Consider the following 23,189-nt stretch of genomic DNA (forward strand, 5'->3'; position numbering starts at 1 on the left):
TTTTTTTAAACCCACTCCGAGGAACTGGAATGCCAAAGTTTGCTGCCAATCTAACCATGTTGTTTAACGAAGTGCCCTTTATGGAGCGCTTTGATCGCGCAGCCGCTTGTGGTTTTCAGGCAGTCGAGTTCCTCTTTCCATATCCGTTTGCAGCGAGCGAGATTAAAGCAGCGTTAGATCGTAATCAACTCAAACTGGTGTTGCATAATTTGCCTGCTGGCAATTGGGAAGCCGGTGAGCGTGGTATTGCATGCTTGCCCGATCGAGTCGAGGAGTTTAAGTCTGGCGTTACTAAGGCGATTGAATATGCCAAGGCTCTCGGCGTTGGTCAGCTCAACTGCTTAGCAGGTAAGGTGCCAGACGGCGTTGATCATAAGACCTTGCACGCAACATTTGTGAGTAATTTGCGGTACGCAGCGGCTGAACTGAAAAAACATCAGCTCAAATTACTGATTGAACCCATCAATACATTTGATATTCCAGGGTTCTTCTTGTCTACCACCGCCCAAGGTATTGCGATCCTAGATGAGGTAGGTGCGGACAACGCTTTCTTGCAATACGACATTTACCATGCGCAACGCATGGAAGGGGAGTTGGCAAACTCCATGAAGAAGTACCTAAATCGCATTGCGCATCTGCAGTTAGCGGATAACCCTGGTCGCAATGAGCCAGGAACAGGTGAAATTAACTACGCCTATTTGTTCAAGTTCATTGATCAATTAGGTTATCAAGGTTGGATCGGCTGCGAATATAAGCCAGCCACCACCACGGAAGCCGGCCTAGGTTGGTTGAAATCCGTTTCCTAAAATCAATTTAGTTCATTATTTTTCTTCAAAGGGATTGCTATGAGTGCAAAGAAATTGGGTTTTGTTGGATTAGGCATTATGGGTTCTCCAATGGCTGGTCACTTAATTAAAGGTGGTCATTCGGTTTATTTAGCCACCCGTAGCCAAGTTCCTGAAGAGCTTGTTAAGGCAGGAGGGATTGCTTGCAAGACGCCCGCTGAAGTTGCTCAACATGCCGACATCATCTTCACAATGGTTCCTGATACACCCGATGTTGAAAAGGTTCTGTTTGGGGAGAACGGTATCGCATCCGGAATTAGCAAAGGCAAGATTGTGGTGGACATGAGCTCCATCTCGCCGATTGCGACTAAAGAGTTTGCTAAAAAACTCAATGATCTTGGGTGCGACTATGTCGACGCCCCAGTATCGGGTGGTCAAGTAGGTGCCCAAAACGCCACGCTCTCGATTATGGTTGGAGGAGACGAAGCGGTATTTAATCAAGTCAAACCGCTCTTTGAACTCATGGGTAAAAACATCAACCTGGTGGGTGGCAACGGAGCGGGGCAAACCGCAAAAGTGGCCAATCAAATCATCGTAGCTCTCAATATTGAGGCGGTTGGTGAGGCTCTCTTATTTGCTGCTAAAGCAGGCGCCGATCCTGCCAAGGTTCGTCAGGCCTTGATGGGTGGCTTTGCAAGCTCGAAAATTTTGGAAGTGCATGGTGAGCGTATGGTCAATCGCACCTTTAATCCAGGCTTTCGGATTGAGTTGCATCAAAAGGATTTGAACCTAGCCCTGAGTAGCGCTAAAGCATTGGGAGTTTCGTTGCCCAACACGGCAACTGCTCAAGAGTTATTTAACTCATGCGTAGCTCATGGCGGTAAAGCCTGGGATCATTCAGCCATGGTGAAGGCGCTCGAGACCTTAGCCAACTTTGAGATTGGACAAGAAGCAAACTAAGATACTATGCCCGATCATCCTGATCTGCTAATTGTCTATTTGCACGGATTTCGGTCCTCGCCGAACTCCTCCAAAGCTCAATTAACCAGGGATGCGATTGCATCCCTAGTTGAAAAGGGCAAGTCCATTGACTGGTATTGCCCTCAACTGCCCCCATCACCCGCGGAGGCGATCGCCATGATTAAGGCGAAAATTGAAGGGGCAAATCCCAAGCGCATTAGTTTTATTGGCTCATCGCTTGGTGGCTTCTATGCAACGCATTTAGCCGAGCAGTTTCCCAATGCGCGCGCTGTGTTGCTGAATCCAGCAGTGCGAGCTGCTAGGGAGTTGGCACCTTATGTTGGGCAACTGACTGCCTATGACAGTGATGAGCCCTTTGATTGGCGCGCTGAGTATGTGGAGCAGTTGCGTGCCCAGCAAGTCGAAGCAATTACCCATCCCGAGCGCTATTTACTCGTTGCAGCAACAGGCGATGAGTTGCTCGACTGGCATGAGATGGTCGACTTTTATCCTAATGCGAACCATGAAGTGATTGAGGGGAGCGATCATGGCATTACCGAGTACCCTCTGTACCTAGATCGAGTGGTTCACTTTGCCAGTTATCTCGACTAAGAACTAGAATTAATCCCAGTTCTAAATTGTTCTTCAATCGCTTTGGTGATTTTGGTGCGGGCATGATTTTTGCGTTCAAGTAAGCCCACCCGACGATAAATGGTTTTACGGGGTGGATTTGCAATCACAATTCGTTTGTCTTTATCCCACTCAACATTGGCCAATTTTGGTACTACGGCATAGCCGAAGCCTTGGCGAACCAGTTCAATAATGGCCTCTACCGAGTTAACCACCATGCTGTTGCGTATCTCTAAACCATTGACCCGAATAAAGCGATCGACAAGCTCCCCAGTCCAGGTTTTGGGTTCAAACCGAATGAAGGGGAGGTTGGAAGCATCCTTACCCTTTGGGTATATCAAGATCATGGGCTCTTCATACAGCAAGGTCCAGCGAACACTTTTGGGTAATGCGTAAGGAGATTCAGTAACGATGGCTGCATCGAGCATGCCATCAATCACTTGTTGCAGAAAATCACTCGACAAGCCTGTGCTAATTTTTAATTCCAGACCAGGATACTCATCTTTCAGATGGTCCAATGTTTTGCCAAACTGACCCATCAAACTTGAGACTAAGGCGCCCACGGTAAGAGAGCCAGAAAGTCCCGTCCGAAATTGACTTCCGAGGGATTCATAGCGGGAGAGAATATCTTGGATGGGCTCAATCAGTGCGCGGCCTTGATTATTGAGGATTAGTGAGCGTTTATTGCGATCAAATAGCGTCACACCTAATTCAGCCTCTAGCTGTGCAAGCTGCTGTCCTGCAGCAGCAGGGGTTAAGCCAATTTCCCGAGCTGCCGCAGCCACGCTACTGTGACGCGTAATGGCGATGAAATTTTTAAGTACTCGAATGCTAGACATTGATTTAATAGTAAAGTATTTTTTTATCTGAATTAAAATACTATTCGATTTATTTTTTATTGTCTATCCCTATAATGCTTACATGAATCCAAGCATCCTCAAAGTAAAAGTCTGGCGGGGCACCGATGACGGTGAGTTCGTAGAGTATGACGTGCCACGTGCCGCCAATCAAACGGTATTGGACGTCGTGACCTACATCCAACGCAAAATTGACCCAACCCTAAGCTATCGTTTTGCATGTCGCGTAGGAATGTGTGGCTCCTGTGCGATGACGGTGAACGGTAAAGCGCGTTGGACCTGCCGTACCCACGTTGCCAAAATTGCGGATCAAAATACGCTTGAGATCGCGCCTCTGGACAATTTACCCATCATCAAAGACCTTGCTACCGATATGCGCGAGTTCTTTGACAAAATGAGTAAGGCGGTGGGTTACTTTAAAGGAGATAAGACTCGGTTTGATGATTTTGCGCAAGTCAAACCAGATTCAGAAGAGCGTCAACTGGCGAATGCTGGAATCGAATGTATTGGTTGCGGGGTTTGCTACGCCTCGTGTGAGGTGGTCTCAGCACGTGATAGTTATTTAGGTCCAGCCGCTCTAAATCGCGCCTGGACACTGGTGAACGATGAACGCGATACCCAGCAACTGGATCGCTTGCGAGCAGTCGCAGGCGATGCAGGCTGCCATTCTTGCCATACGCAAGGCACCTGCTCAGAGCGCTGCCCTAAACAGATTGAGCCAACCGCCGGTATTGCAGGATTGAAAAAGATGGTTGGTCGTGCCGCGGTAAGAGGTAGCAAGTGGGGCAAGCTGTAATGACCAGCAGCGCCATTCTTCAAGCCAAACTTTGGTACTACCAACGCATCAGCGCCATGGTGCTTACACTATGTGTCGCAATCCATCTCGTGATCATCTATTACGCGATTCAAGATGGTTTAAGTGCCGGGGAAATCTTGGCGCGTACGCGCGGTAATCTTGCCTTTGCTCTTTTCTATGAGATCTTTGTTCTGGCCTGCTTTGTCCATGCGCCCATTGGCTTAGCGAACATTTTGCGTGAGAACATCAAAAGTGCATTTCTGATTCGGGTGCTTCCAATATTACTTGCGGCATTCATCTTGATCTTGGGAACAGCCGCTGTTATCGGTGTGGTATGGGGTGCGCCATGAGCAAGGCGGGGCATCGACTCGACTTTCGAACCAAGGCACATTGGTCTTACTTTGCTTACTACTTGCATCGTGTCTCTGGACTCTTGCTAGCCTGCTTTTTGCCGCTGCACTTTTTTTTACTCTCGCGCTCTTTGTACGGCGAAGCGGAGCTGGGACGGTATCTGCAATTTACTGACCATCCCATAGTCAAATTCGGCGAGTGGGGGTTGGTTACTTTGTTAGCCCTTCATCTGATTGGCGGCACCCGTTTATTGGTGATCGAGTTTGGAATCTGGAAAGGCCTCCGTAAGGCCTGGGTGCAGGTGACCTTAATTGGCTCCTTAATTAGTGGAGCCTTGTTTTTAATTCTTTCTCGCTAAGGCGAATCATTTATGGAACTGAACCTGCAACACGTTGAAGATGCATGCAAAGAGCTTTACATCCGGGCCCTGAAATTATTACCTGACGATATTAAAGAGGGGATTAACGATCTCAAACGCAAAGAGCGCGATGCTCGCGCGCAAGTCGTGCTGGGGACAATGGTGACAAATATTGCGGTGGCAGAACGTGAAGATAACCTGCTCTGTCAAGATACAGGCTTGCCGATCTATAACGTTTGGATTGGTCGCGATGTTCAATTTGATGGAGTCCAGCTGAAGCAGGCGATTCGAAAGGGCTGTGAGCGGGCCACAACGGAATACCCCTTACGCTCATCCGTTGTGCACCCCATCACCCGAAAAAATAATCACACCTCAACTGGTATTGACATGCCAGCGATTCATATTGATTTTATGGATAAGCCCGGCGTGATTGAGATTGAAATGATTCCCAAAGGAAGTGGCTCGGAGAATAATTCGTTTCTGAAGATGGCCATTCCAGCTGAAGGAATCTTAGGAGTTAAAGCATTTGTCATTGAGAGCGTTGTCAACGCTGGCGGTAAGACCTGCCCACCGACCATTGTTGGGGTAGGTATTGGTGGTACGTCTGACCAATGCGTAGCACTTGCAAAGCGCGCTGCCACTCGGCCGCTTGGCACTATTTGCAGCGATGCGGAAGGCGCCAAGTTGGAGAAGGAGCTAAGCACCGCAGTCAATCAACTCGGAATTGGTCCCCAGGGGCTTGGCGGCGACGGTACGGCGTTTGCAGTGCATGTGGAATTGGCTGCCACGCATATCACCATGAACCCTGTTGCAGTCAATATGCAATGCCACTCGGCGCGACGTGCGCGGGCATCGATTGGATCACACGGTATTGAATACGGCTTTTAAGGACGATCATGGCGCACTACAACCTAGCAACACCAGTCAGTGAAAGCGATATCCGCAAGTTGAGGATTAATGATACCGTTACCTTACAACAGACCTTATTTGGTATCCGCGATGCAACGCAAATTCATTTATTTGATCGGGGACGAAAAACTAAATTTGATCTTCAGGGGCATGCTGTGATTCATACAGCACCCAATGTTCGTAAAGTGCCTATTAGTTCTGAGTTCCCAGCAGGTTATCAGCCGATTTGTATTGGTACAACCACATCGGATCGGATGGAGCGGTTTACAGAACCTCTCATGCGGGAATACGGGGTACGGATGATCGTGGGTAAAGGTGGCTTACGAGAATCATCCGCAAAAGCGTTTGAACAGTTTGGTGGTGTCTATCTTGCCATTATTGGTGGCACTGCGGCTCTTGAGACCACCTGGATTGATCAGATTGAGGATGTGGATCTCGATGATCTAAATCCTGAGTCACTCTGGAAGTTCAAGATTAATCAATTTGGTCCTTTGTTAGTGGCAATGGACAGCCACGGGGGCAGCATCTATCAAGAAGTGAAATCCGATGTTGCAAGCAACAAAGAAGCAGTACTTAAAAGCTTAGGCATTGTCTAAAGAAAGAGAAGGTTGGTATGCCATCGATTGAAACCATTCAAACCGATATCTTGGTCCTAGGCTCTGGCGGGGCAGGTCTCTTTGCAGCATTACATGCACACCAAGCCAACCCCAACCTGCATATTACGATTGCAGTAAAGGGCCTTTTGGGTAAATGCGGTTGCACCCGCATGGTTCAAGGCGGCTATAACGTTGCGCTGGCTGAAGGCGATTCGGTTGAGCGCCACTTTATGGATACCATCGAAGGGGGCAAATGGTTATCTGACCAAGAGCTGGCTTGGACCTTGGTAACGAAATCGGTTGAACGAATTCATGAGCTTGAGAATGAGTTGGGCTGCTTCTTTGATCGCAACCCTGATGGCACGATTCATCAAAAGGCATTTGCTGGGCAAACATTTGATCGCACAGTTCATAAGGGCGATCTGACCGGCATCGAAATCATTAATCGCCTAGCAGAGCAGGTATGGGCACGTGGAATTCATCGCTTAGAGGAACATCGTGCAGTTGAGTTAATTAAGAGCGCAGATGGTAAGGCAATCGCGGGTGTATTGATGCTGAATATGCGCACCGGTCAGTTTGTGATGGTGCGCGCGAAGGCGGTCTTATTGGGTACTGGTGGCGGTCCAACCATGTATAAGTACCATACCCCATCAGGTGATAAAAGCTGTGATGGATTGGCGATGGCCCTCCGAGCAGGGTTGACCTTGCGTGATATGGAAATGGTGCAGTTTCATCCAACCGGAATGCTTGCCGGCCCTGATACGCGCATGACTGGAACGGTTCTGGAGGAGGGCTTGCGGGGAGCCGGTGGTTACCTACTGAACGGCAATAAAGAGCGTTTTATGGGCAACTACGATCCGCGCAACGAGCGCGCTACGCGTGACATTGTCTCCCGCTCCATTTACTCAGAAATGCGTGCTGGTCGGGTTAGCCCAAATGGTGGGGTTTATATTCAGATGCATCACCTGGGCCCCGACAATGTTCGTAAATTGTTTAAAGGAATGGTTGAGCGGTGTGCCGACTCAGGCTTTGATTTAGCAGGAGGATTGGTTGAAGTGGTCCCCACCGCCCATTACATGATGGGTGGAGTGGTGTTCCATGCGGACACCAGTACGGATCTGCCTGGCCTATTTGCTGCTGGTGAGGATACGGGCGGTGTGCACGGCGCCAATCGATTAGGCGGAAATGGTGTTGCAAATTCCACGGTATTTGGTGGTATTGCCGGCGATACGATGGCGCGCTATGTATCCAATCGAGAGTTCTTGGAATTTGATCCTGCGGTGATTGAGCAAAGTATTGCGACACATCGCAAACCACTAACGCAAGCTCAAGGCGATATTGAGTTTATTCGGGATGAGTTGGCTGATTGCATGTGGGAAAGTATTGCGACACATCGCAAACCACTAACGCAAGCTCAAGGCGATATTGAGTTTATTCGGGATGAGTTGGCTGATTGCATGTGGGATCAGGTGGGTATCTTACGTAATCGCAAGGATTTAGAAGCGGCCCGGGAACGCTTAGATCGCTTGGATCAAATGTTGCAAACCATGGGGGTAGGCGATACCAACCCTGCATTTAATCTTACCTGGCAAGATTGGATGAATTTACGCAATCTTTTATTGGTTAGCAAAACAGTGGTAGAGGCTGCTATCGCTCGCGAGAACTCGCGAGGAGCGCATTATCGGGAGGACTTCCCTGAAGAAGGCGACCTGGAGACCTCCTACTACACCGCTGTACAAATGGTTGGCGATCAATTAACGATCGATAAAAAACCGGTGATATTTAGCATGGTCAAACCGGGTGAAACCATTTTGGTGGAGGCATAAAAAAAGCCCAGATGAACTGGGCTTAAGAGATATGAAGGGTTTTATTGTTATTGACTTAAATTGCGAGCCTTCACAATCTTTTCCCAGTTTGCACCTTCTTTTTTGATCTGAGCTGCAAATTCTTGTGGTGTGTTAAGTACTGGTGTTAGACCAGCACCTTCAACCCGTGCCTTGAACTCAGGATTTTTAAAGGCTTCTAGAGTGGAGCGATAAATTTTGTCCACAATCGCGTTAGGCGTGCCAGCAGGAACCACTAAACCAAACCAACCCGTGTTTTCAAAACCAGGAATTGTTTCTGCAATGGTAGGGACATCTGGTAGCTGTGGAACACGTTTCGCACTGGTAACGCCTAGAGGACGAATCTGGCCAGATTTTGCAAATCCAGTCGCAGCAGTTAAGTTGCCAACCATAAAATCAATTTGGCCAGCCACTAAATCGTTTAATGCCGCGGATTCACCCTTGTAAGGAACGTGGGTGGCATTAACGCCAGCAGCGTAGGTAAAGTTCTCACCTGCCATATGCACTTGGCTACCAATACCGGCAGAACCAAAGTTTAGGTTCTTGGTTTTGGCTAATGCAATTAATTCCTTAACGTTCTTCGCAGGTACTTTTGGATTAACCGATAAAAGCATTGGGCCGCTTGCAACATTGGTAATGACCTTGAAATCTTTGTCGTAATCAATTGGCAACTTCTTATAGAGGTAAGGATTCACGGTCAACATACTGCCTGAAGCCAGCATGATGGTGTATCCATCGGCAGGGGACTTAGCCACTAAGTCCGCAGCAATATTGCCACCGGCGCCGCCTTTGTTCTCCACGATGACGTTTTGCTTCCACTCGGTGCTTAATTGCTGGGCTAACAAACGACCCAAAATATCGGTGGTTCCTCCAGCAGCAAATGGAATTACAAGTTTTACAGGCTTATCAGGCCAGCTTTGTGCCTGAATCGAAGGGCTTGTGAACGCGATCGAACTGGCCGCCACAAGACCCAAGGCAAACTTCATACGACTAAGTACGGTTTTATACATACTGATCTCCTTGGTTATCTATCTTCTGATCCATTTAATCACATATTTGATCAACCGCCTCTTGCAAGAGATCTAAGTCATCTATATGATATGGATATGTCTCTTATTTTCATCTCGGAATTCATTACGAGTCAAGCCCTAGAAACCCTTAAGGCTCGGCATACGGTTATTTATCAGCCCGATGCCTATCAAGACCCAAAGCAAATGGCTGATTCCTTAGTCAACGCCGATGCCTGGATTGTGCGAAATCTAAGCAAAGTCTCTAAGGAATTGGTTGATGGGGCCAAGCAATTAAAGGTGGTTGGACGCCTAGGTGTTGGCCTAGAGAATATCGATTTGCATGCCTGTGCAGAGCGAGGGATTCAGGTGATTCCAGCGACTGGTGCCAACGCTGAGTCTGTGGCGGAGTATGTGCTTGGTACTGCGATGGCACTGATGCGCTCGTATCGCGAGGCCACGCTGGAGACCCTAGCAGGAAAATGGCCCAGGCCGACTTACTCTAAATGCCATGAAATCGCGGGCAAAACGATCGGTATTGTTGGTTTTGGGAGCATTGGCCGTGTTGTTGCTGAAAAAGCAGTCGCGCTGGGAGTGCGCTGCATTGCCTATGATCCCATGATCAAAGAATCCTCTATCGCTATAAAAGGCGGGGATGTTGAAATGCGCTCTCTATCTGAAGTACTTGCAAACAGCCAAATTGTTAGTCTGCACCTGCCATTACTTCCAGAAACGATGGGTCTATTCAATCAGGCTTTGCTTGATGAAATGCAAGAGGGTTCTTATTTAATTAATACAGCCCGAGGTGGCATTGTGGATGAGCTTGCACTCGCGCAGTCTTTGAAATCCGGCAGGCTTGGTGGTGCTGCTTTAGACGTATTTGCGCTTGAGCCCGCAAAGGATCTTGGTCATTTTGTTGGGGTGCCAAATTTAATTCTGACTCCCCATGTGGCAGGCGTTACCGAGGAAAGCAATGATCGTGTGAGCTCAATGATTGCCCGCGAAGTGGATCTATTTTTGGAGAAAATTACTTGAGTCATTCATTTCAGGAATTGGTACAACTTGCTTATCAGGGCTTATGTGCCGCCGGTGTTAAACATGATGCTGCAGCGGATACCGCCTTATTTTTAGCCTTAGCTGAGGTCGATGGATTGGCTTCTCATGGCCTAGCGCGGGTTGCGCAGTATTCGGGGCATGCTAAACATCAACGCATTAATACTCAAGCAGTCATTAAGACGCATTCCTTTAAATCAGCAGCAGCATTAGTTGATGGTCAGGATGGCCTTGCATTTCCAGCGCTGAAGTATGCAACGGATCTATCAGTAAACCTTGCCCATCGGCACGGCGTTGGTTTGGTGGCAATTAAGAACACCCATCATTTTGGTGTTGCTGGGCACTATACAGAAGCTGCTGCAAGGGCGGGATACATCTCAATTTTGCTAGGCAATACCCCTGCGGCTATGCCCATGGCTGGCGGCACCAAAGCGGTCTTCGGCACAAATCCTCTTGCTGCTGCCTTTCCAGTTCAGGGCAAGGATCCTTTGGTCATTGATATGTCGCTCTCCGCAGTGGCACGTGGCAAATTATTAGTGGCATCGAAGAAGGGAGAGTCGATTCCCTTGGGTTGGGCCTTAACCGCCGATGGACAACCTACGACCGATCCTAATGAGGGTCTTAAGGGTCTCATGGTTCCACTCGGTGGTGACAAGGGTGCGCTATTGGCACTCATTATCGAACTGCTTGCAGTTGGTTTGTCAGGAAGTCAGTACTCGTATGAAGCTGACAGCTTCTTTTCAATGAAGGGTAATAAACCACGCTTAGGTCAACTCATCATCACGATTGATCCTGGTCTTCCTGGAAAAAGCATCTACCGAAACCGCATGCTCGATTTGCTCAAGACGTTTGCAAGTGATGCTGGTGTGCGCTTACCTGGTCAGCGTCGCTTTACAGTGCGCGAGAAGGCGATGAAGGCCGGAGTTGTGGTCAATGAAGCGGTACTGCAAGAGATTCGGAATGGTATTCAAAGCGGTTGGAATAATTAATAAGTCAATCTTTAAAGGAGAGAAAGCATGATTCACTTTGTCGTACATGAACCCGGAGATGTGGTGGGTGTCGTAGTGGTGGAGGGCGTAAAAGCTGGTAATGATCTAACTGGTTGGGTAATGGACGGTGATACCACGCTCAATATTAAATCCGAGAGCGATATTCCAATTGGTCACAAGATCTCATTAAAAGATCTGAAGGTCGGCGATACCGTGATCAAGTACGGAATTGATATTGGCAAAGTAGTCGCCCCAATTAAAAAGGGCGAACATTTGCACGTTCAAAACGTCAAGACAAAGCGCTGGTAATCGATTGGCCAACTGATTAACTAATTTTTGATTGAGAGAAGAACAAATGATTGATTTGAAAAAAGCGACCTTTATGGGATATCGTCGTGAAAATGGACGGATGGGTATTCGTAATCACGTAATTATTTTGCCCCTTGATGATTTGTCGAATGCAGCTTGCGAAGCAGTAGCAAACAATATCAAGGGCACGATGGCAATCCCTCATCCTTATGGACGTTTGCAGTTTGGCGCTGATCTAGAGCTTCATTTCCGCACCCTGATCGGTACCGGTTGCAACCCCAATGTAGCTGCAGTTGTAGTGATTGGAATTGAGCCACAGTGGACCAATACGGTGGTTGAGGGGATTAAGAAATCAGGCAAGCCTGTTGAGGGATTCTGGATTGAAGGCAATGGTGATACAGCTACTATTGCCGCTGCCAGCAAAGCTGCATACAAGATGATGAAGCACGCATCGAAGTTACAGCGTGTCTCCGCACCTCTATCGGAGCTCTGGGTCTCAACAAAGTGTGGTGAATCTGATACCACCTCAGGTTGCGGTGCTAATCCGACCGTTGGCAATGCCTTTGATAAGCTTTATGACATTGGCTCTACCTTAGTATTCGGTGAGACCACTGAGTTAACGGGTGGCGAGCATTTAGTAGAAGCACGTTGCCGTACTCCTGAGATCAAAGCGAAGTTCAAACAAGTATTCGATCGTTACCAGGACGTGATTGAGCGTCACAAAACCAGTGACCTTTCAGACTCACAGCCAACCAAAGGGAATATTGCTGGTGGTTTAACGACGATTGAAGAGAAAGCACTAGGCAATATTCAAAAAATTGGTAAAAAGTGCATGATCGATGGTGTGTTGGATAAAGCTGAAACACCGACTGGTAAAGGTTTGTACTTTATGGATTCCTCATCAGCAGCTGCTGAGATGGTTACCTTATGTGCAGCCGCTGGGTATGCGGCCCATTTCTTCCCAACCGGACAGGGCAATGTGATTGGTAACCCAATTCTTCCAGTGATTAAGCTATGCGCGAATCCAAAAACCGTACGCACGATGTCTGAGCACATTGACGTGGATGTTTCTGGAATATTACGCCGTGAAGAAAACATGGATAGCGCCGGTGAGAAATTATTAGATTGCCTCTTGCGCACTGCAAATGGCGAGCTAACCGCTGCTGAGATTTTAGGTCATCGCGAGTTTGTTCTAACTCGCTTATACGAATCTGCCTAAGTTGCCTAATGGGCCATTCAGACTCATGAGTGGCCCAGATTTGTATGAAAGCAATTACTGCGTATCAAGAAGTAAAACAAAAGATCACGGGAGATATCGTCCGTGGTCGTTACTTCATGGGTGAGGCTTTACCCGCTGAAAAGGAGTTAGCAAAAGAGCTGAAAGTGTCGATTGGTACGCTTCGCAAAGCAGTGGATGAACTCGTATCAGAAGGCATCGTGATTCGACGGCAAGGGAAGGGCACCTTTATTGCAGAGCATGATGAACAGCGCTTACTGTATTACTTCTTTCATGTGATTAAGCACGACGCGGATCATAAGAAATATCCAACCGTTGAGTTGGTTTCATTCCAAAGTGCAATCGCAAACAGTGAAGAAGCAAAAAAGCTTCAACTAAAAGAGGGTTCGCCAGTATGGCGAATTGTGAATCGCCTATCACTTGACAATCAATGCGTCATTGTCGATCGACTTACTCTCAGCAAGGAGCGATTTCCAACCCTGACACGAAGCGCCTTTCAGCATCGTGAGGGCAGTATTTATCAGCTGTATCAGGCTCAATATGGACAAGTGGTTGCCCGAACTAGCGAACGTTTGCGAGCCGGCGCGGCAAGTAAACAAGATGCAGAATGGCTTCACTTAAAAGCTGGCGACCCTGTTATTGTGATTCGTCGCCTTGCGATTGGAATGCAAGATGAGCCGATTGAATGGCGTATCTCAACCTTAAATACCCAGCATTACGAATACTTCAGCGAACTGGGAACTTAAGCAATTCGTTGGTAATAAAGATTTTGTGGATGGTTTGATTCTGCGAAGAATAACCAGCGCTCTGCCATTAGACCAAGTAGATGCACCAAAAACGCTACGATAATTAAGTTCAAGCTAGCTTGACTTGCCGCAAATACCAGTAGGGTGATTGGAAGCAGATAAGCCCCAAAAAATGCCAGCTTGCGAACATTGGCGACAAAGAAATTAGATTGCTGATGAAAGAACTCACGTGTATTAAAACTACCGCCCATCATTCCCATCGAGATCTGGCGAACAGGACTATGCTGGATTCCGGTTGCTGACTGCAAGGTTGATTTTGGTTTGAGACTGCGATTACGCCTCCAGATCCACAGTTTTAGAGTAAGCGATAGCAATAATAAAAATCCAGTAAAGCCAGTCACGCCAGCAAGATTTTGGGGAGTGACAATGGCTTGATCTGGAAGCCATGCTGACCAAATGGCGAAGAGAGTCATCAATAAAAACCAACCCGAAACAAATCCAAGTGCAATGAAATTAACCATGGTCATTGGGTGCGCCCATTCTTGAATAAACCGAATGCATTGGTAAATCATGGCTGTACAAATCCATAGAAGAACCGCAAAGATGCCGAGTAATACCCAAAGCCAATTGGGAATCGTGCCCAATTGCCAGGAGTAGAAATAGGCCAGGACTGTGAGGGCGATGAAACTAGGTAATACCAATACTTCACGCGAGAGCCAGGACGTTCTCCACATCAGAATGGCGCGCCAGGCACGCTCAGGATGCCCTAGATGAAAAAATGAGGCAAGCAATCCACCTGCCAGCAGCAGCAAGATGATTGGGAAGGCAAGATAGTTCATGAATTGATTTGGTAATGGATCACCCGCTAGATGCAAAACGAGAAGACTCATCACCATGCCTTGGGCCATACCGGCCATGCCAGTGAAGAAGATAAGTGAGAAAGCGGGATGCATTAGTTCTCTGCCTTTACTGCTGCAATGGTTCCGGTAATCGAGCGGGGCAAGTAGTGATTGGCTGGTTGGGTCTGCCACTCGGGCATAAGCCCATACCCGCCACGCTCAGCAATCGCTTTGCTGGCATCCGACTCTGGATCGTGCACATCACCAAAGATTCGGGCACTAGTTGGGCAGGCCAGCACACAGGCTGGCTTACGCTCTGACTCAGGTAAGGTCTCACTATAGATACGATCTACGCATAAAGTGCATTTGGTCATCACCTGTCGATCTTCATCGAGCTCGCGAGCTCCATAGGGGCAAGCCCAGGCACAATACTTGCAACCGATGCACTTGTCGTAGTCCACCAGCACAATGCCATCCTCTTTACGTTTGTAGCTGGCTCCCGTTGGGCAAACGGGCACGCACGGTGGTTCCTCGCAATGTAAACAGGATTTGGGAAAATGCACGGTCTCCATTTTGGGGAAGACACCAGCTTCGTAGGTTTGGACCCGATTAAAAAAGGTGCCGCTGGGATGTGCGCCGTAAGGATCTTGGTCGGTCATAGGGCCAGCTGACCCTTGCGTGTTCCATTCCTTGCATGAGGTAACGCATGCATGGCAACCCACGCACACATTCAAATCAATCACGAGCGCTAACTGTTTACTCATCAGACTTATTGATTCCGTACGAAGATGGATTAAGCATGCCGGGAACATCTTTGGCTTTGGCCGTTGGCCATGTATCTAAATTTTCACTTGATCCAGCAGGGGATATCTTGACGCGCACATCGTACCATCCCGCTTGACCAGTAATTGGATCTGAATTACTCACGCGGAAACTACCTTCGCGTGTACCCATGGGCAGCTCTTCGGTAATTAAATGATTGAGCAGGAAGCCCTTCTTGGACTCGTCCGCATCGGGATCAAGATGCCATGCGGATTCGGCTTTACCAATGGCATTCCAAGTCCAAACGGTCCCCATCTCAACAGCCTGAGTATGGCGCGCCATGCAGCGTACTTTGCCCCATTGGGATTCCACCCAAATCCAGGCACCATCTTCGATACCATGATCCATAGCGGTTGCTGCATTAATGAACAAGAAGTTATGACTATGAATTTGTCGTAACCATGCATTTTGCGAGTCCCATGAGTGATACATCGCCATCGGCCGTTGCGTAATGGCGTTGATTGAATACTCATCTAAATTGGTAACCGCATCTTCCAAAGGTGGATACCAAAAGGGTAGCGGATCAAAAAACTCGATGATGCGTTCTTTGAGGTGTTCGGGCGGTACGCGACCGGGGCGCTGGCCTTTGGCAGCCAGTCGAAACTGCTGAACAATATCCGAATACACCGCCAAAATAATCGGATCATTCTTTTGGCGTAAGGCATTGGCTTTGGCAAAGTCTAAGTAGCCTTGATTCCAATTACGCATGTATTGATGCTCGGGGGGCATGCTGTAATGAAAGACGCAATTATTTTCTTGGTAGCGCTCCCACTGGTCAGGGTTGGGTTCGCCACGAACACTTTTCTCACCATCCTTGCCACGCCAACCCATTAAGAACCCAATCCCCGAATCGGGTGCCGTCTGGAAGTTCGTAATGAAGTCGGGGTAATTCTTGAACTTTCTTTGTCCATCAGCGGTTGTGAACGCAGGGAACTTTAAGCGAGATGCAAGCTCTATTAGGACATCTTGAAACGGTTTGCATTCTCCGGTCGGTGGTAAAACTGGGATGCGTACTGAATCGCAGGGTCCGTCAAATTCAGAGATAGGGCGATCCAACATACTCATTGCATCATGGCGCTCAAGATAGGTCGTATCAGGAAGCACGAGATCGGCAAAGGCCACCATCTCGGATTGAAATGCATCGCAGATCACCAGAAATGGAATCTTGAACTGTCCATTTTCATCTTTTGCATTGAGGTGCTGTCTAACTTCCATGGTATTCATGGTGGAGTTCCATGACATATTGGCCATGAAAATCATTAAGGTATCAATGGAATAGGGATCGCCTTTGACAGCATTGGTAATGACGTTATGCATTAATCCATGAGCAGCTAAAGGGTGCTCCCAGGTGTAGGCCTTGTCGATTCGAAGGGGCTTACCATCCTGATCAAGTGCCAGGTCTTCTGGGCGAGTTGGCCAACCCAGTGGAGCTTTTGCTAACGGTGTATTCGCTTGTATATCGTTTTCAGAAGATGGCGGTTTGATGTTCGGAGGAATCTGGCGTGGATAAGGGGCTTTATGACGAAAGCCGCCTGGACGATCGATAGTGCCCAGCAGAGTCATTAATACAGCTAAGGCACGCGTAGTTTGAAAGCCATTCGAGTGTGCCGATAAGCCACGCATCGCATGAAATGCCACAGGCCGTCCGGTCACCGATGTATGCTGCTGACCAAAGGAATCGGTCCAAGCAATTGGTAGCTCAAATGATTGTTTAAATGCCGTGTGCGCCATTTCCTTGGCGAGTAAGCGTATGCGTGCTGCTGGAATCGAGGTAATTTTCTCGGCCCACTCGGGCGTGCAAGTCTCAACTTGACGACGCAATAATTCGAATGCAGGGGCAACCCGCTTGCCCTGATGGGGGCCAGGACCCATGACATATTCACCAGAGAGGGCAGGGTCGACATCATTTGCAAAACAGGCTTTTGCAGCATTGCTTTTGATGTCCCAAATGTATTTGTTATGAGGAATGTCGGTATTGATTGGATCTGATTCAGGATCAAATAAAAATAATCCTTCTTCCGGACCCGCATCAAGACAAACCAACTGCGATGAGTTGGTATACCGCTTTAAGAATGGATGATCTACCTGATTGGCTGCAATCAACTCATGCATTAATGCCATAAATAGCGCGCCATCAGTGCCCGGTTTAATCGGAATCCACTCATCGGCGATCGCTGAATAACCAGTTCGCACGGGATTAATTGAAATAAATCGCCCACCATTGCGCTTAAACTTCGACAAAGCAATCTTCATCGGATTGCTGTGATGATCCTCTGCTGTTCCAATCATCACAAATAATTTGGCTTGCTCTAAATCGGGGCCGCCAAACTCCCAAAAGCTGCCCCCAATGGTGTAGATCATGCCTGCGGCCATATTGACTGAGCAAAAGCCTCCATGGGCTGCATAGTTAGGAGTTCCAAATTGACGAGCAAATAAGCCTGTGAGCGCTTGCATTTGATCGCGACCGGTGAACAGTGCAAATTTTTTGGGATCGGTCTCTCGGATACTTCGTAAACGATCTTCCAAAATACTAAAGGCTCGATCCCAAGAGATTTCTTCAAACTCCGATTGGCCACGTTCTGAGCCGGGCTTGCGCAAGAGTGGTTTCGTGATCCGCGCAGGGGACTTCTGCTTCATGATGCCCGATGCACCCTTGGCACAAATGACCCCTTGGTTAAGGGGATGGTTTGGATTGCCGTCGATATACACCAATTCACCATCCCGCAAATGCGCTCGGATGCCACAGCGGCAGGCGCACATATAGCAGGTCGTGGTTTTTACCTCAGTCGCCGGATTTTGCGAATGAATCGGATCGTGAACTGGTTGCGAGGATAGAAATTTGAACATGCAGCGACTTATAGTTATTTGATTATTGTAGCGACATTTGAGTAAATTGACTTCCATTACAACACCATTCGGCTCACAAATTCATGATTGAAATCAATGATTTGAAGATATTCCTCAAGTGCCTCTATAAAGCTCATTTTATGAGCCTTTAGTGAACCACAATGGTCTCTCAAAAAAAGGAGAGTGTCATGAGAAAGCTATCAGAATGGATTGTTTGGTTGGTATTCGCAGAGCGTCCTGGGGAGTGGGGTCGCAAAGAATGGGTATGCAAACAATTCGAGTAAAAAATCAAGCTCTATCCTGCAATTACTCATAAATCCTCTAGGGGCTTGAAAAACGTCATCTTTTTATAGGAAACTTAGACTATATTAAGAGTCAGGCGTGCCATGGCGCTAGATACCATGACAGAGAGGAGGAGTGGTGCTCAGCATTTTGAAGTTGGATGCGGGCGGTATCCCCCAGTGCTGGATAGATGCTGAGGATGCAACCCGACATTATGCGGATGACAGCGTTTCATGGACGCTGGGTGAACCTGTCGCCATCATGCGTGGCGGCATCTCTCGTTTGACCGGCCAACAATCGATCATTGAGCTGCACTCCATCATTGCTGTCAAAGGCTCTGCAAAAATAAACTTATTTGATGTGGTGCCGGCCATTACGAAACGCAAGCTCTATCGGCGTGATCGCGGCCTGTGTGCTTATTGTGGTTGTCGAATCTCTGAACATGATGCTGAAGCAGAACATATTGTTCCTAACAGCAAAGGTGGTAGCTACACTTGGATGAACCTGGTGGTTTCGTGTCGACCCTGTAATCAGCGCAAAGGTAATCGCACGCCAGAGAAAGCAGGGATGAGTCTTCTCTACGCACCCTACACACCCAGTTTGTACGAAGATATGATTTTGAAAGGCAGAAATATTTTGGCAGATCAGATGGATTTTCTGGCTGCTAATTTGCCAAAGGATAGTCGCATCTTGCAAGACCCATTTTGGGTCTAATTGATTGCTAGTAGCAATCGCTCCCTGAGTTTTTCTATGAATGGTTTGCACCTATTCAAACCGCGTACGATTGTGCTGTTTGCAATCGCGATATCGGTACTTATCCATCTTTATATATTCGTTGGATTTCCTAGTTTTTTATTCTCTAAGGCTGCCCCTCTGGAAGATGTCACCGTTGCCGAGCTGCGTGTCGAGCCTGTTAAAAAAGTTCAGTTGAGTAAACCGCCAGCGCCCGAGCCAAGCGTTCGGGATCAAAGTTCAAACGCAGTGGGCGATGGTGAAGTCATTGAGCCCGGTGGAGGCAATGGGACAGGGCAAGTGGAGCAAGAAGGTCAGGCTTTTCGAGTTCCCGATCCTGGTATTTATTATTACGATGCCTATCTCGATGGCCAGTACCTGCAAACGGCTTCAATCGAGTGGCAATTTGATCCCAAGCTTGGCTATCGATTGTTTATCAATATTCCCTATGCATTTGTTGGGCCATTTATCTTTGAATCCCGAGGAAAGATTGATGCCTATGGATTAGCTCCTGACTTTTATGTGGAGCACCTTGGGAGCCGGCCAGCACGATTTACCCGATTTGATCGCGATGATAAGGGGGGAGGGAAGTTATTCTTCTCCCAAAAGCCGGATCAATTAAAAGACATTCCACCGGGGACTCAGGATCGCTTTAGCCTCATGATGCAGTTGGCCTCTTTGCTTGCAGGTAATGATCAGATTGACGAAAAAGGAACGGTGCGAGAAATTCCGATTGCCAACCTTGATACCGTTGAAACATGGCGTTTTCAAAGCCAAGGGGAAGAGCTATCAGATGCAGTATCAACTTTGGGGCCTACGGTGCTCAGGCACTACAAACGTTTGCCGGTAAAGGAAATGGATCACAAGCGCAGAAATGACATATGGCTGGTGAAAGATTTTGGCTGGATACCGGGTAGGGTGCGCCTTGAAAATGAAAAGGGGCGAACCTTTGAACTATTTCTAAAGCAAGTCGACCCAATTGCAGATTTGCCCAAGTAAAACTTATTTGACCGTTTTCTTACGAATAATCTGACCAATCATATTAAAGAGCACCGCACCAGACATCGAGGCAGCAAATATTCCGCTAAAGGCAACAACGATCGGTAGAATTTTCCAGTTATCTGGTAATGGAAAGCTTCCATACCCAACCGTGGTGTACATCTCGCCAGCAAAGTAAAAGGCGTTGGTATCGATCTCAAAAATCTTCAGGGCAATGAGTGCGTAGGACCACACCACAATATCGACCAAATGGGTCATCAACACCAGGCCAACAGCAATCATATAAAACGGGATCGATAACCAAAAAATGTTTCGGTTGTCTGCCCAGTCAATCAACACTTGGTAGATCTTGCCAATCAATAGGATTAGTAGCGCATGGGCAACCAACATACCAATGGCCGTCATAAATACAAGGGTTAGCTGGTCTGGGAAGCTTTCGCCAACTTGCTGAGCTAGGGTAAAGAAGTTTGGAAGGGTTGACATCGCTATTGATTATTATTTATCTTATTTGACATAATAATGATTATACGCAGATATGTTATTTAGCCCTTAGGCTGAGATTCAGTAGCTACAGGCTTAGGACCCCCTTCATATTTGGCTTTATAGAGCTTTTCCCAGCGCGAACGCAGACCTCTGGAAATCTCTTCTTGATTGAATAAATCCGCTACATCAATGGCGCTAAAGCCTTGGTGATTACGGATTTGCAAATCGGCGCCGCGATCAAGCAATAGTCTAACTAATTGAATATTGCCGGAGCGAACAGCCATCATCAAAGGCGTTGTATCGCTATCCGATAAGGCGTTTACCTGAGCGCCCTTATCCAATAGGAACTCCGCCACTTGCAAATGACCGTTGGTGCAAGCGTAATGCAACGGAGTCCAACCCGATTTATTAATCGTAGCGGCCCGCTTATCAACCAAGGTCTTAACCTCTGGTAGGAGCCCATAAAGCGAAGCCATCATTAGGACGTTTTCACCTGAAAGGTTCGGTTGGTCGACATCCAAATTCTTCAAAGTGAGCAGGTAATCAAGGGTTGTACGCGAGTTCTCTCGCACCGCGTAGACTGAGATGGGATTACCGCCGCGAACGAGTAAATTAGGGCTTACGCCGTCCTGTAGAAGCCTCTTTACTTGAGCAAGGTCGTCAAATTGCACGGCGCGCGCCATTCGATCGGCCTGCTCTTGGGATTGAGCAATAGCAAAGCCTGAAATAAAGCTTAGGGCGGTAAAGGTAATGAAACTGCGACGTAGCATCATGAATTACTTCTATTTAATTGAAAACATTGAAAAAAATTGTCTGTAGTTTGCCTGGCTATTTGCTCCACTGATTCACCACGCAATTGCGCAATATAGCTCGCTACGTGTGCCACCCAGGCTGGCTCGTTGGTTTGGCCGCGGTGCGGCACTGGAGCCAAATATGGCGAATCGGTCTCAATGAGCAATCGGTCTAAAGGCAAGGCCTTACAGGTTGCCTGAAGATCCTTAGCATTCTTGAAAGTCACGATTCCAGAAAAAGAGATATAAAACCCAAGCGCAATTGCTGCCTTGGCTACTTCATAAGACTCCGTAAAACAATGCATCACACCACCAATCGCATCAGCGCCCTCTTCTCGCATGATTCGCAAGGTGTCTTCTGAGGCCGAACGCGTATGAATAATCAAAGGCTTTTTAGCTAATAAGGCAGCACGGATATGGGTCCGAAAGCGCTCGCGTTGCCACTCCATCGAGTCATAGGATCGATCCCCCATTCGGTAGTAATCCAGCCCGGTCTCACCAATTGCAATGACCTTATCGTCTTTGGCTTCCTCAACCAAAAACTCAAGCGTTGGTTCGGGGGTTTCCTCGTAATCCGGATGAACGCCAACCGAAGCAAATAAATTTGGGTAAGTGTGGGCGAGTTTCTTTACCTTGGGAAAATCTGGAATATCCACGGAGATGCAAAGCGCATGACTCACATTGGCGCGCATCATATTCCCCAAAACCTCGGGAAGACGATCTTGGTACTCCGGGAAATCGAGATGGCAGTGCGAATCAATGAACATAACTGCTAATTTTAGTCTGCAAAGAGCTGTTGATATTGCAAGAGCATTGATTCCATTTGCACCCTTGTGGACAATGGGTGATTCTCATGACGCCGCGCGAGAGTAAGGGTCGACCACAATCGCTGGGCTTTTGCCAATTGCAGTTGGGACGCCAGTTGTCCGATAAGTTGGGCATGCCGACGGTAATAGCGCACCTCCCCTAACTGGCGTGACAATTGCAAATCAAATAGCCAGCGTTGCATACACATCAATAAAGTGGAATACGGGGCTTTTTGAACCTTCTCGGCACATTCCAGATAGGAAATTTGAGGTCCTTTGCTTAGGGCCTCTAACAGCACTCTAGTGGCAGTGATGGCAAGACCAATGCCATCCTTATCGTCGCCGAGATGCCTTGCCAGAATCTGATCCCTTGCGCTAAGCGGTGCACCTGCATGCTCATCAATCGTGGCTTCCAGTTCCTCGGTTCGAACCGTATCCGTCAGCAATAATTTCAGTTCGGATTGCAACCATTCAAGCGCTAAATCCCGACTTGGTTTTGGTAAGGCAATCAGTTGGCAACGAGACCGTATAGTTGGTAGCACTCGGTCAAGACGATCACTCACCAGAATAAAGATCGTATCGGGATTGGGCTCCTCCAATGATTTGAGCAAGGTGTTGGATGCATCCTCTCGTAAACTCTCTAAGGGATAAATCAAAATGATCCGTTTTCCGCCCCGGTGCGAACCAATATTGATACCCCCAAGTGCCCCCCTCACCTCATCAATTTTGATGAACGTGCTCTCTTTCTTTCCATCCCCATCGTCTGGGGTCTCAGTGGCCACAGGGTCGATTTTTGGGCTTCCTTCCAGCTCAGCTTGAACCAAGCGCCCTTTTAAACGTTGCGGTAGTAAGGCAATGAAGTCTGGATGATTTCCGGTATCAAACCAACGGCATGCCTCGCAAGAATTGCAAGGCTTATGCCCCGTTGAGAACGAATCAGCCTCGCACAGGAGTGCCTTCGAAAGCCAGCAGGCAAAGTCAAATTTACCTATTCCGGGTTGACCATGAAACAAAATGGCCTGGGGGGTTGCCTCTAAATTGAATGCCTTGCCAAGCGCATCAAACCACGGCAATAGCTTCACTGACTCATGATGAGTATTTTCTATCGCCATGGAGTTTAGAAAAAACCTATCATGAAATTATTCATATAAATCAATCATT

General features: G+C 47.8%; 25 protein-coding genes. 16 read left to right on the plus strand and 9 right to left on the minus strand.

What is annotated here, in order from left to right; genetic code table 11:
- Positions 1–29: 29 nt before the first annotated feature.
- The 3 genes from hyi to AOC32_RS04800 are packed head-to-tail and all read left to right on the plus strand — an operon-like array spanning position 30 to position 2,357.
- Positions 30–806: a hydroxypyruvate isomerase gene (gene hyi, locus AOC32_RS04790; protein WP_108508390.1), complete on the plus strand. Its 777-nt coding sequence runs from the start codon at positions 30–32 to the stop codon at positions 804–806.
- A 33-nt stretch (positions 807–839) separates the two neighbouring features.
- Positions 840–1,745, plus strand: a complete 906-nt coding sequence (gene glxR, locus AOC32_RS04795) for a 2-hydroxy-3-oxopropionate reductase (RefSeq protein ID WP_267895633.1) — start codon at positions 840–842, stop codon at positions 1,743–1,745.
- A gap of 6 nt (positions 1,746–1,751) precedes the next feature.
- The gene (locus AOC32_RS04800) at positions 1,752–2,357 is read left to right on the plus strand and encodes a YqiA/YcfP family alpha/beta fold hydrolase (protein WP_108508392.1); all 606 of its coding nucleotides are present in this window, start codon (positions 1,752–1,754) and stop codon (positions 2,355–2,357) included.
- Here the strand turns inward: AOC32_RS04800 and AOC32_RS04805 are convergent.
- Positions 2,354–3,214: a LysR family transcriptional regulator gene (locus tag AOC32_RS04805; protein WP_108508393.1), complete on the minus strand. Its 861-nt coding sequence runs from the start codon at positions 3,212–3,214 to the stop codon at positions 2,354–2,356. The genes AOC32_RS04800 and AOC32_RS04805 overlap by 4 nt on opposite strands.
- Positions 3,215–3,296: 82 nt before the next feature.
- Here AOC32_RS04805 and AOC32_RS04810 point away from each other — a divergent pair, with 82 nt between their 5' ends.
- Genes AOC32_RS04810 through AOC32_RS04835 form a run of 6 tightly spaced genes read left to right on the plus strand, consistent with a single transcriptional unit; the run spans position 3,297 to position 8,068 of the window.
- Positions 3,297–4,028 (plus strand): succinate dehydrogenase/fumarate reductase iron-sulfur subunit, encoded by a 732-nt coding sequence (locus tag AOC32_RS04810; RefSeq protein WP_108508394.1) that lies wholly within the window; start codon positions 3,297–3,299, stop codon positions 4,026–4,028.
- Entirely contained in the window at positions 4,028–4,378 is a 351-nt protein-coding gene (locus tag AOC32_RS04815) for a succinate dehydrogenase (RefSeq protein WP_108508395.1), read from the plus strand. The genes AOC32_RS04810 and AOC32_RS04815 overlap by 1 nt, the downstream gene beginning before the upstream one ends.
- Positions 4,375–4,737, plus strand: a complete 363-nt coding sequence (gene sdhC, locus AOC32_RS04820) for a succinate dehydrogenase, cytochrome b556 subunit (protein ID WP_108508396.1) — start codon at positions 4,375–4,377, stop codon at positions 4,735–4,737. The genes AOC32_RS04815 and sdhC overlap by 4 nt, the downstream gene beginning before the upstream one ends.
- A gap of 12 nt (positions 4,738–4,749) precedes the next feature.
- A complete protein-coding gene (locus AOC32_RS04825; RefSeq protein WP_108508397.1) occupies positions 4,750–5,625 on the plus strand; it encodes a fumarate hydratase in 876 nt (291 codons plus the stop codon).
- 8 nt (positions 5,626–5,633) lie between these two features.
- Positions 5,634–6,242, plus strand: coding sequence for a fumarate hydratase C-terminal domain-containing protein (locus tag AOC32_RS04830; RefSeq protein ID WP_108508398.1), 609 nt, complete (start codon positions 5,634–5,636; stop codon positions 6,240–6,242).
- Positions 6,243–6,259: 17 nt separating this feature from the next.
- On the plus strand, positions 6,260–8,068 hold the full coding sequence (locus AOC32_RS04835; protein ID WP_108508399.1) for an L-aspartate oxidase: 1,809 nt from the start codon (positions 6,260–6,262) through the stop codon (positions 8,066–8,068).
- Between the two features lie 47 nt (positions 8,069–8,115).
- Here the strand turns inward: AOC32_RS04835 and AOC32_RS04840 are convergent, their stop codons facing one another.
- A complete protein-coding gene (locus tag AOC32_RS04840; protein ID WP_108508400.1) occupies positions 8,116–9,096 on the minus strand; it encodes a Bug family tripartite tricarboxylate transporter substrate binding protein in 981 nt (326 codons plus the stop codon).
- 96 nt (positions 9,097–9,192) lie between these two features.
- On the opposite strand from AOC32_RS04840, the gene AOC32_RS04845 reads away from it, so the two are divergent.
- From AOC32_RS04845 to AOC32_RS04865, 5 genes are read left to right on the plus strand one after another with little or no spacing between them, the layout of a single operon-like run.
- Entirely contained in the window at positions 9,193–10,128 is a 936-nt protein-coding gene (locus AOC32_RS04845; protein WP_108508401.1) for a hydroxyacid dehydrogenase, read from the plus strand.
- Positions 10,125–11,135, plus strand: a complete 1,011-nt coding sequence (locus AOC32_RS04850) for an Ldh family oxidoreductase (protein WP_108508402.1) — start codon at positions 10,125–10,127, stop codon at positions 11,133–11,135. The genes AOC32_RS04845 and AOC32_RS04850 overlap by 4 nt, the downstream gene beginning before the upstream one ends.
- Positions 11,136–11,162: 27 nt before the next feature.
- Positions 11,163–11,444 (plus strand): SAF domain-containing protein, encoded by a 282-nt coding sequence (locus tag AOC32_RS04855; protein WP_108508403.1) that lies wholly within the window; start codon positions 11,163–11,165, stop codon positions 11,442–11,444.
- A 46-nt stretch (positions 11,445–11,490) separates the two neighbouring features.
- The gene (locus AOC32_RS04860; RefSeq protein WP_108508404.1) at positions 11,491–12,663 is read left to right on the plus strand and encodes a UxaA family hydrolase; all 1,173 of its coding nucleotides are present in this window, start codon (positions 11,491–11,493) and stop codon (positions 12,661–12,663) included.
- A 44-nt stretch (positions 12,664–12,707) separates the two neighbouring features.
- Positions 12,708–13,427: a GntR family transcriptional regulator gene (locus AOC32_RS04865; protein WP_108508405.1), complete on the plus strand. Its 720-nt coding sequence runs from the start codon at positions 12,708–12,710 to the stop codon at positions 13,425–13,427.
- Here the strand turns inward: AOC32_RS04865 and AOC32_RS04870 are convergent.
- From AOC32_RS04870 to AOC32_RS04880, 3 genes are read right to left on the minus strand one after another with little or no spacing between them, the layout of a single operon-like run.
- Positions 13,424–14,380 (minus strand): dimethyl sulfoxide reductase anchor subunit family protein, encoded by a 957-nt coding sequence (locus tag AOC32_RS04870; protein WP_108508406.1) that lies wholly within the window; start codon positions 14,378–14,380, stop codon positions 13,424–13,426. The two genes, AOC32_RS04865 and AOC32_RS04870, sit on opposite strands and share 4 nt — an antisense overlap.
- Positions 14,380–15,030, minus strand: coding sequence for a 4Fe-4S dicluster domain-containing protein (locus AOC32_RS04875; RefSeq protein ID WP_108508407.1), 651 nt, complete (start codon positions 15,028–15,030; stop codon positions 14,380–14,382). Before AOC32_RS04875 ends, AOC32_RS04870 begins: the two co-directional genes overlap by 1 nt.
- Positions 15,023–17,935 carry a molybdopterin oxidoreductase family protein gene (locus tag AOC32_RS04880; protein ID WP_108508408.1) on the minus strand — a complete coding sequence of 971 codons (2,913 nt, stop codon included), beginning with the start codon at positions 17,933–17,935 and terminating at the stop codon, positions 15,023–15,025. The genes AOC32_RS04875 and AOC32_RS04880 overlap by 8 nt, the downstream gene beginning before the upstream one ends.
- Before the next feature lie 420 nt (positions 17,936–18,355).
- Between AOC32_RS04880 and AOC32_RS04885 the strand changes: the two genes are divergently transcribed.
- Complete coding sequence (locus AOC32_RS04885; protein WP_108509340.1) at positions 18,356–18,931, plus strand: HNH endonuclease; 576 nt, start codon at positions 18,356–18,358, stop codon at positions 18,929–18,931.
- A 36-nt stretch (positions 18,932–18,967) separates the two neighbouring features.
- Positions 18,968–19,948, plus strand: coding sequence for a DUF3108 domain-containing protein (locus AOC32_RS04890; protein WP_108508409.1), 981 nt, complete (start codon positions 18,968–18,970; stop codon positions 19,946–19,948).
- 3 nt (positions 19,949–19,951) lie between these two features.
- Here the strand turns inward: AOC32_RS04890 and AOC32_RS04895 are convergent, their stop codons facing one another.
- From AOC32_RS04895 to AOC32_RS04910, 4 genes are read right to left on the minus strand one after another with little or no spacing between them, the layout of a single operon-like run.
- A complete protein-coding gene (locus AOC32_RS04895) occupies positions 19,952–20,431 on the minus strand; it encodes an ion channel (RefSeq protein WP_108508410.1) in 480 nt (159 codons plus the stop codon).
- Between the two features lie 59 nt (positions 20,432–20,490).
- Complete coding sequence (locus tag AOC32_RS04900) at positions 20,491–21,204, minus strand: ankyrin repeat domain-containing protein (RefSeq protein ID WP_234409814.1); 714 nt, start codon at positions 21,202–21,204, stop codon at positions 20,491–20,493.
- Positions 21,201–21,989 (minus strand): TatD family hydrolase, encoded by a 789-nt coding sequence (locus AOC32_RS04905; protein WP_108508411.1) that lies wholly within the window; start codon positions 21,987–21,989, stop codon positions 21,201–21,203. The genes AOC32_RS04900 and AOC32_RS04905 overlap by 4 nt, the downstream gene beginning before the upstream one ends.
- A gap of 11 nt (positions 21,990–22,000) precedes the next feature.
- Positions 22,001–23,140 (minus strand): DNA polymerase III subunit delta', encoded by a 1,140-nt coding sequence (locus tag AOC32_RS04910; protein WP_108508412.1) that lies wholly within the window; start codon positions 23,138–23,140, stop codon positions 22,001–22,003.
- Positions 23,141–23,189 lie beyond the last annotated feature (49 nt).

It is taken from the genome of Polynucleobacter acidiphobus (assembly GCF_003065385.1).
Lineage (GTDB): Bacteria > Pseudomonadota > Gammaproteobacteria > Burkholderiales > Burkholderiaceae > Polynucleobacter > Polynucleobacter acidiphobus.

Bases quoted from the DNA above. Each gene is read 5' to 3' on its own strand.
- hyi (WP_108508390.1), top strand. From the start codon at position 30: ATGCCAAAGTTTGCTGCCAATCTAACCATGTTGTTTAACGAAGTGCCC.
- AOC32_RS04800 (WP_108508392.1), top strand. From the start codon at position 1,752: ATGCCCGATCATCCTGATCTGCTAATTGTCTATTTGCACGGATTTCGG.
- AOC32_RS04805 (WP_108508393.1), bottom strand. From the start codon at position 3,214: ATGTCTAGCATTCGAGTACTTAAAAATTTCATCGCCATTACGCGTCAC.
- AOC32_RS04810 (WP_108508394.1), top strand. From the start codon at position 3,297: ATGAATCCAAGCATCCTCAAAGTAAAAGTCTGGCGGGGCACCGATGAC.
- AOC32_RS04815 (WP_108508395.1), top strand. From the start codon at position 4,028: ATGACCAGCAGCGCCATTCTTCAAGCCAAACTTTGGTACTACCAACGC.
- sdhC (WP_108508396.1), top strand. From the start codon at position 4,375: ATGAGCAAGGCGGGGCATCGACTCGACTTTCGAACCAAGGCACATTGG.
- AOC32_RS04825 (WP_108508397.1), top strand. From the start codon at position 4,750: ATGGAACTGAACCTGCAACACGTTGAAGATGCATGCAAAGAGCTTTAC.
- AOC32_RS04830 (WP_108508398.1), top strand. From the start codon at position 5,634: ATGGCGCACTACAACCTAGCAACACCAGTCAGTGAAAGCGATATCCGC.
- AOC32_RS04835 (WP_108508399.1), top strand. From the start codon at position 6,260: ATGCCATCGATTGAAACCATTCAAACCGATATCTTGGTCCTAGGCTCT.
- AOC32_RS04840 (WP_108508400.1), bottom strand. From the start codon at position 9,096: ATGTATAAAACCGTACTTAGTCGTATGAAGTTTGCCTTGGGTCTTGTG.
- AOC32_RS04845 (WP_108508401.1), top strand. From the start codon at position 9,193: ATGTCTCTTATTTTCATCTCGGAATTCATTACGAGTCAAGCCCTAGAA.
- AOC32_RS04855 (WP_108508403.1), top strand. From the start codon at position 11,163: ATGATTCACTTTGTCGTACATGAACCCGGAGATGTGGTGGGTGTCGTA.
- AOC32_RS04860 (WP_108508404.1), top strand. From the start codon at position 11,491: ATGATTGATTTGAAAAAAGCGACCTTTATGGGATATCGTCGTGAAAAT.
- AOC32_RS04865 (WP_108508405.1), top strand. From the start codon at position 12,708: ATGAAAGCAATTACTGCGTATCAAGAAGTAAAACAAAAGATCACGGGA.
- AOC32_RS04870 (WP_108508406.1), bottom strand. From the start codon at position 14,380: ATGCATCCCGCTTTCTCACTTATCTTCTTCACTGGCATGGCCGGTATG.
- AOC32_RS04875 (WP_108508407.1), bottom strand. From the start codon at position 15,030: ATGAGTAAACAGTTAGCGCTCGTGATTGATTTGAATGTGTGCGTGGGT.
- AOC32_RS04880 (WP_108508408.1), bottom strand. From the start codon at position 17,935: ATGTTCAAATTTCTATCCTCGCAACCAGTTCACGATCCGATTCATTCG.
- AOC32_RS04890 (WP_108508409.1), top strand. From the start codon at position 18,968: ATGAATGGTTTGCACCTATTCAAACCGCGTACGATTGTGCTGTTTGCA.
- AOC32_RS04895 (WP_108508410.1), bottom strand. From the start codon at position 20,431: ATGTCAACCCTTCCAAACTTCTTTACCCTAGCTCAGCAAGTTGGCGAA.
- AOC32_RS04900 (WP_234409814.1), bottom strand. From the start codon at position 21,204: ATGATGCTACGTCGCAGTTTCATTACCTTTACCGCCCTAAGCTTTATT.
- AOC32_RS04905 (WP_108508411.1), bottom strand. From the start codon at position 21,989: ATGTTCATTGATTCGCACTGCCATCTCGATTTCCCGGAGTACCAAGAT.
- AOC32_RS04910 (WP_108508412.1), bottom strand. From the start codon at position 23,140: ATGGCGATAGAAAATACTCATCATGAGTCAGTGAAGCTATTGCCGTGG.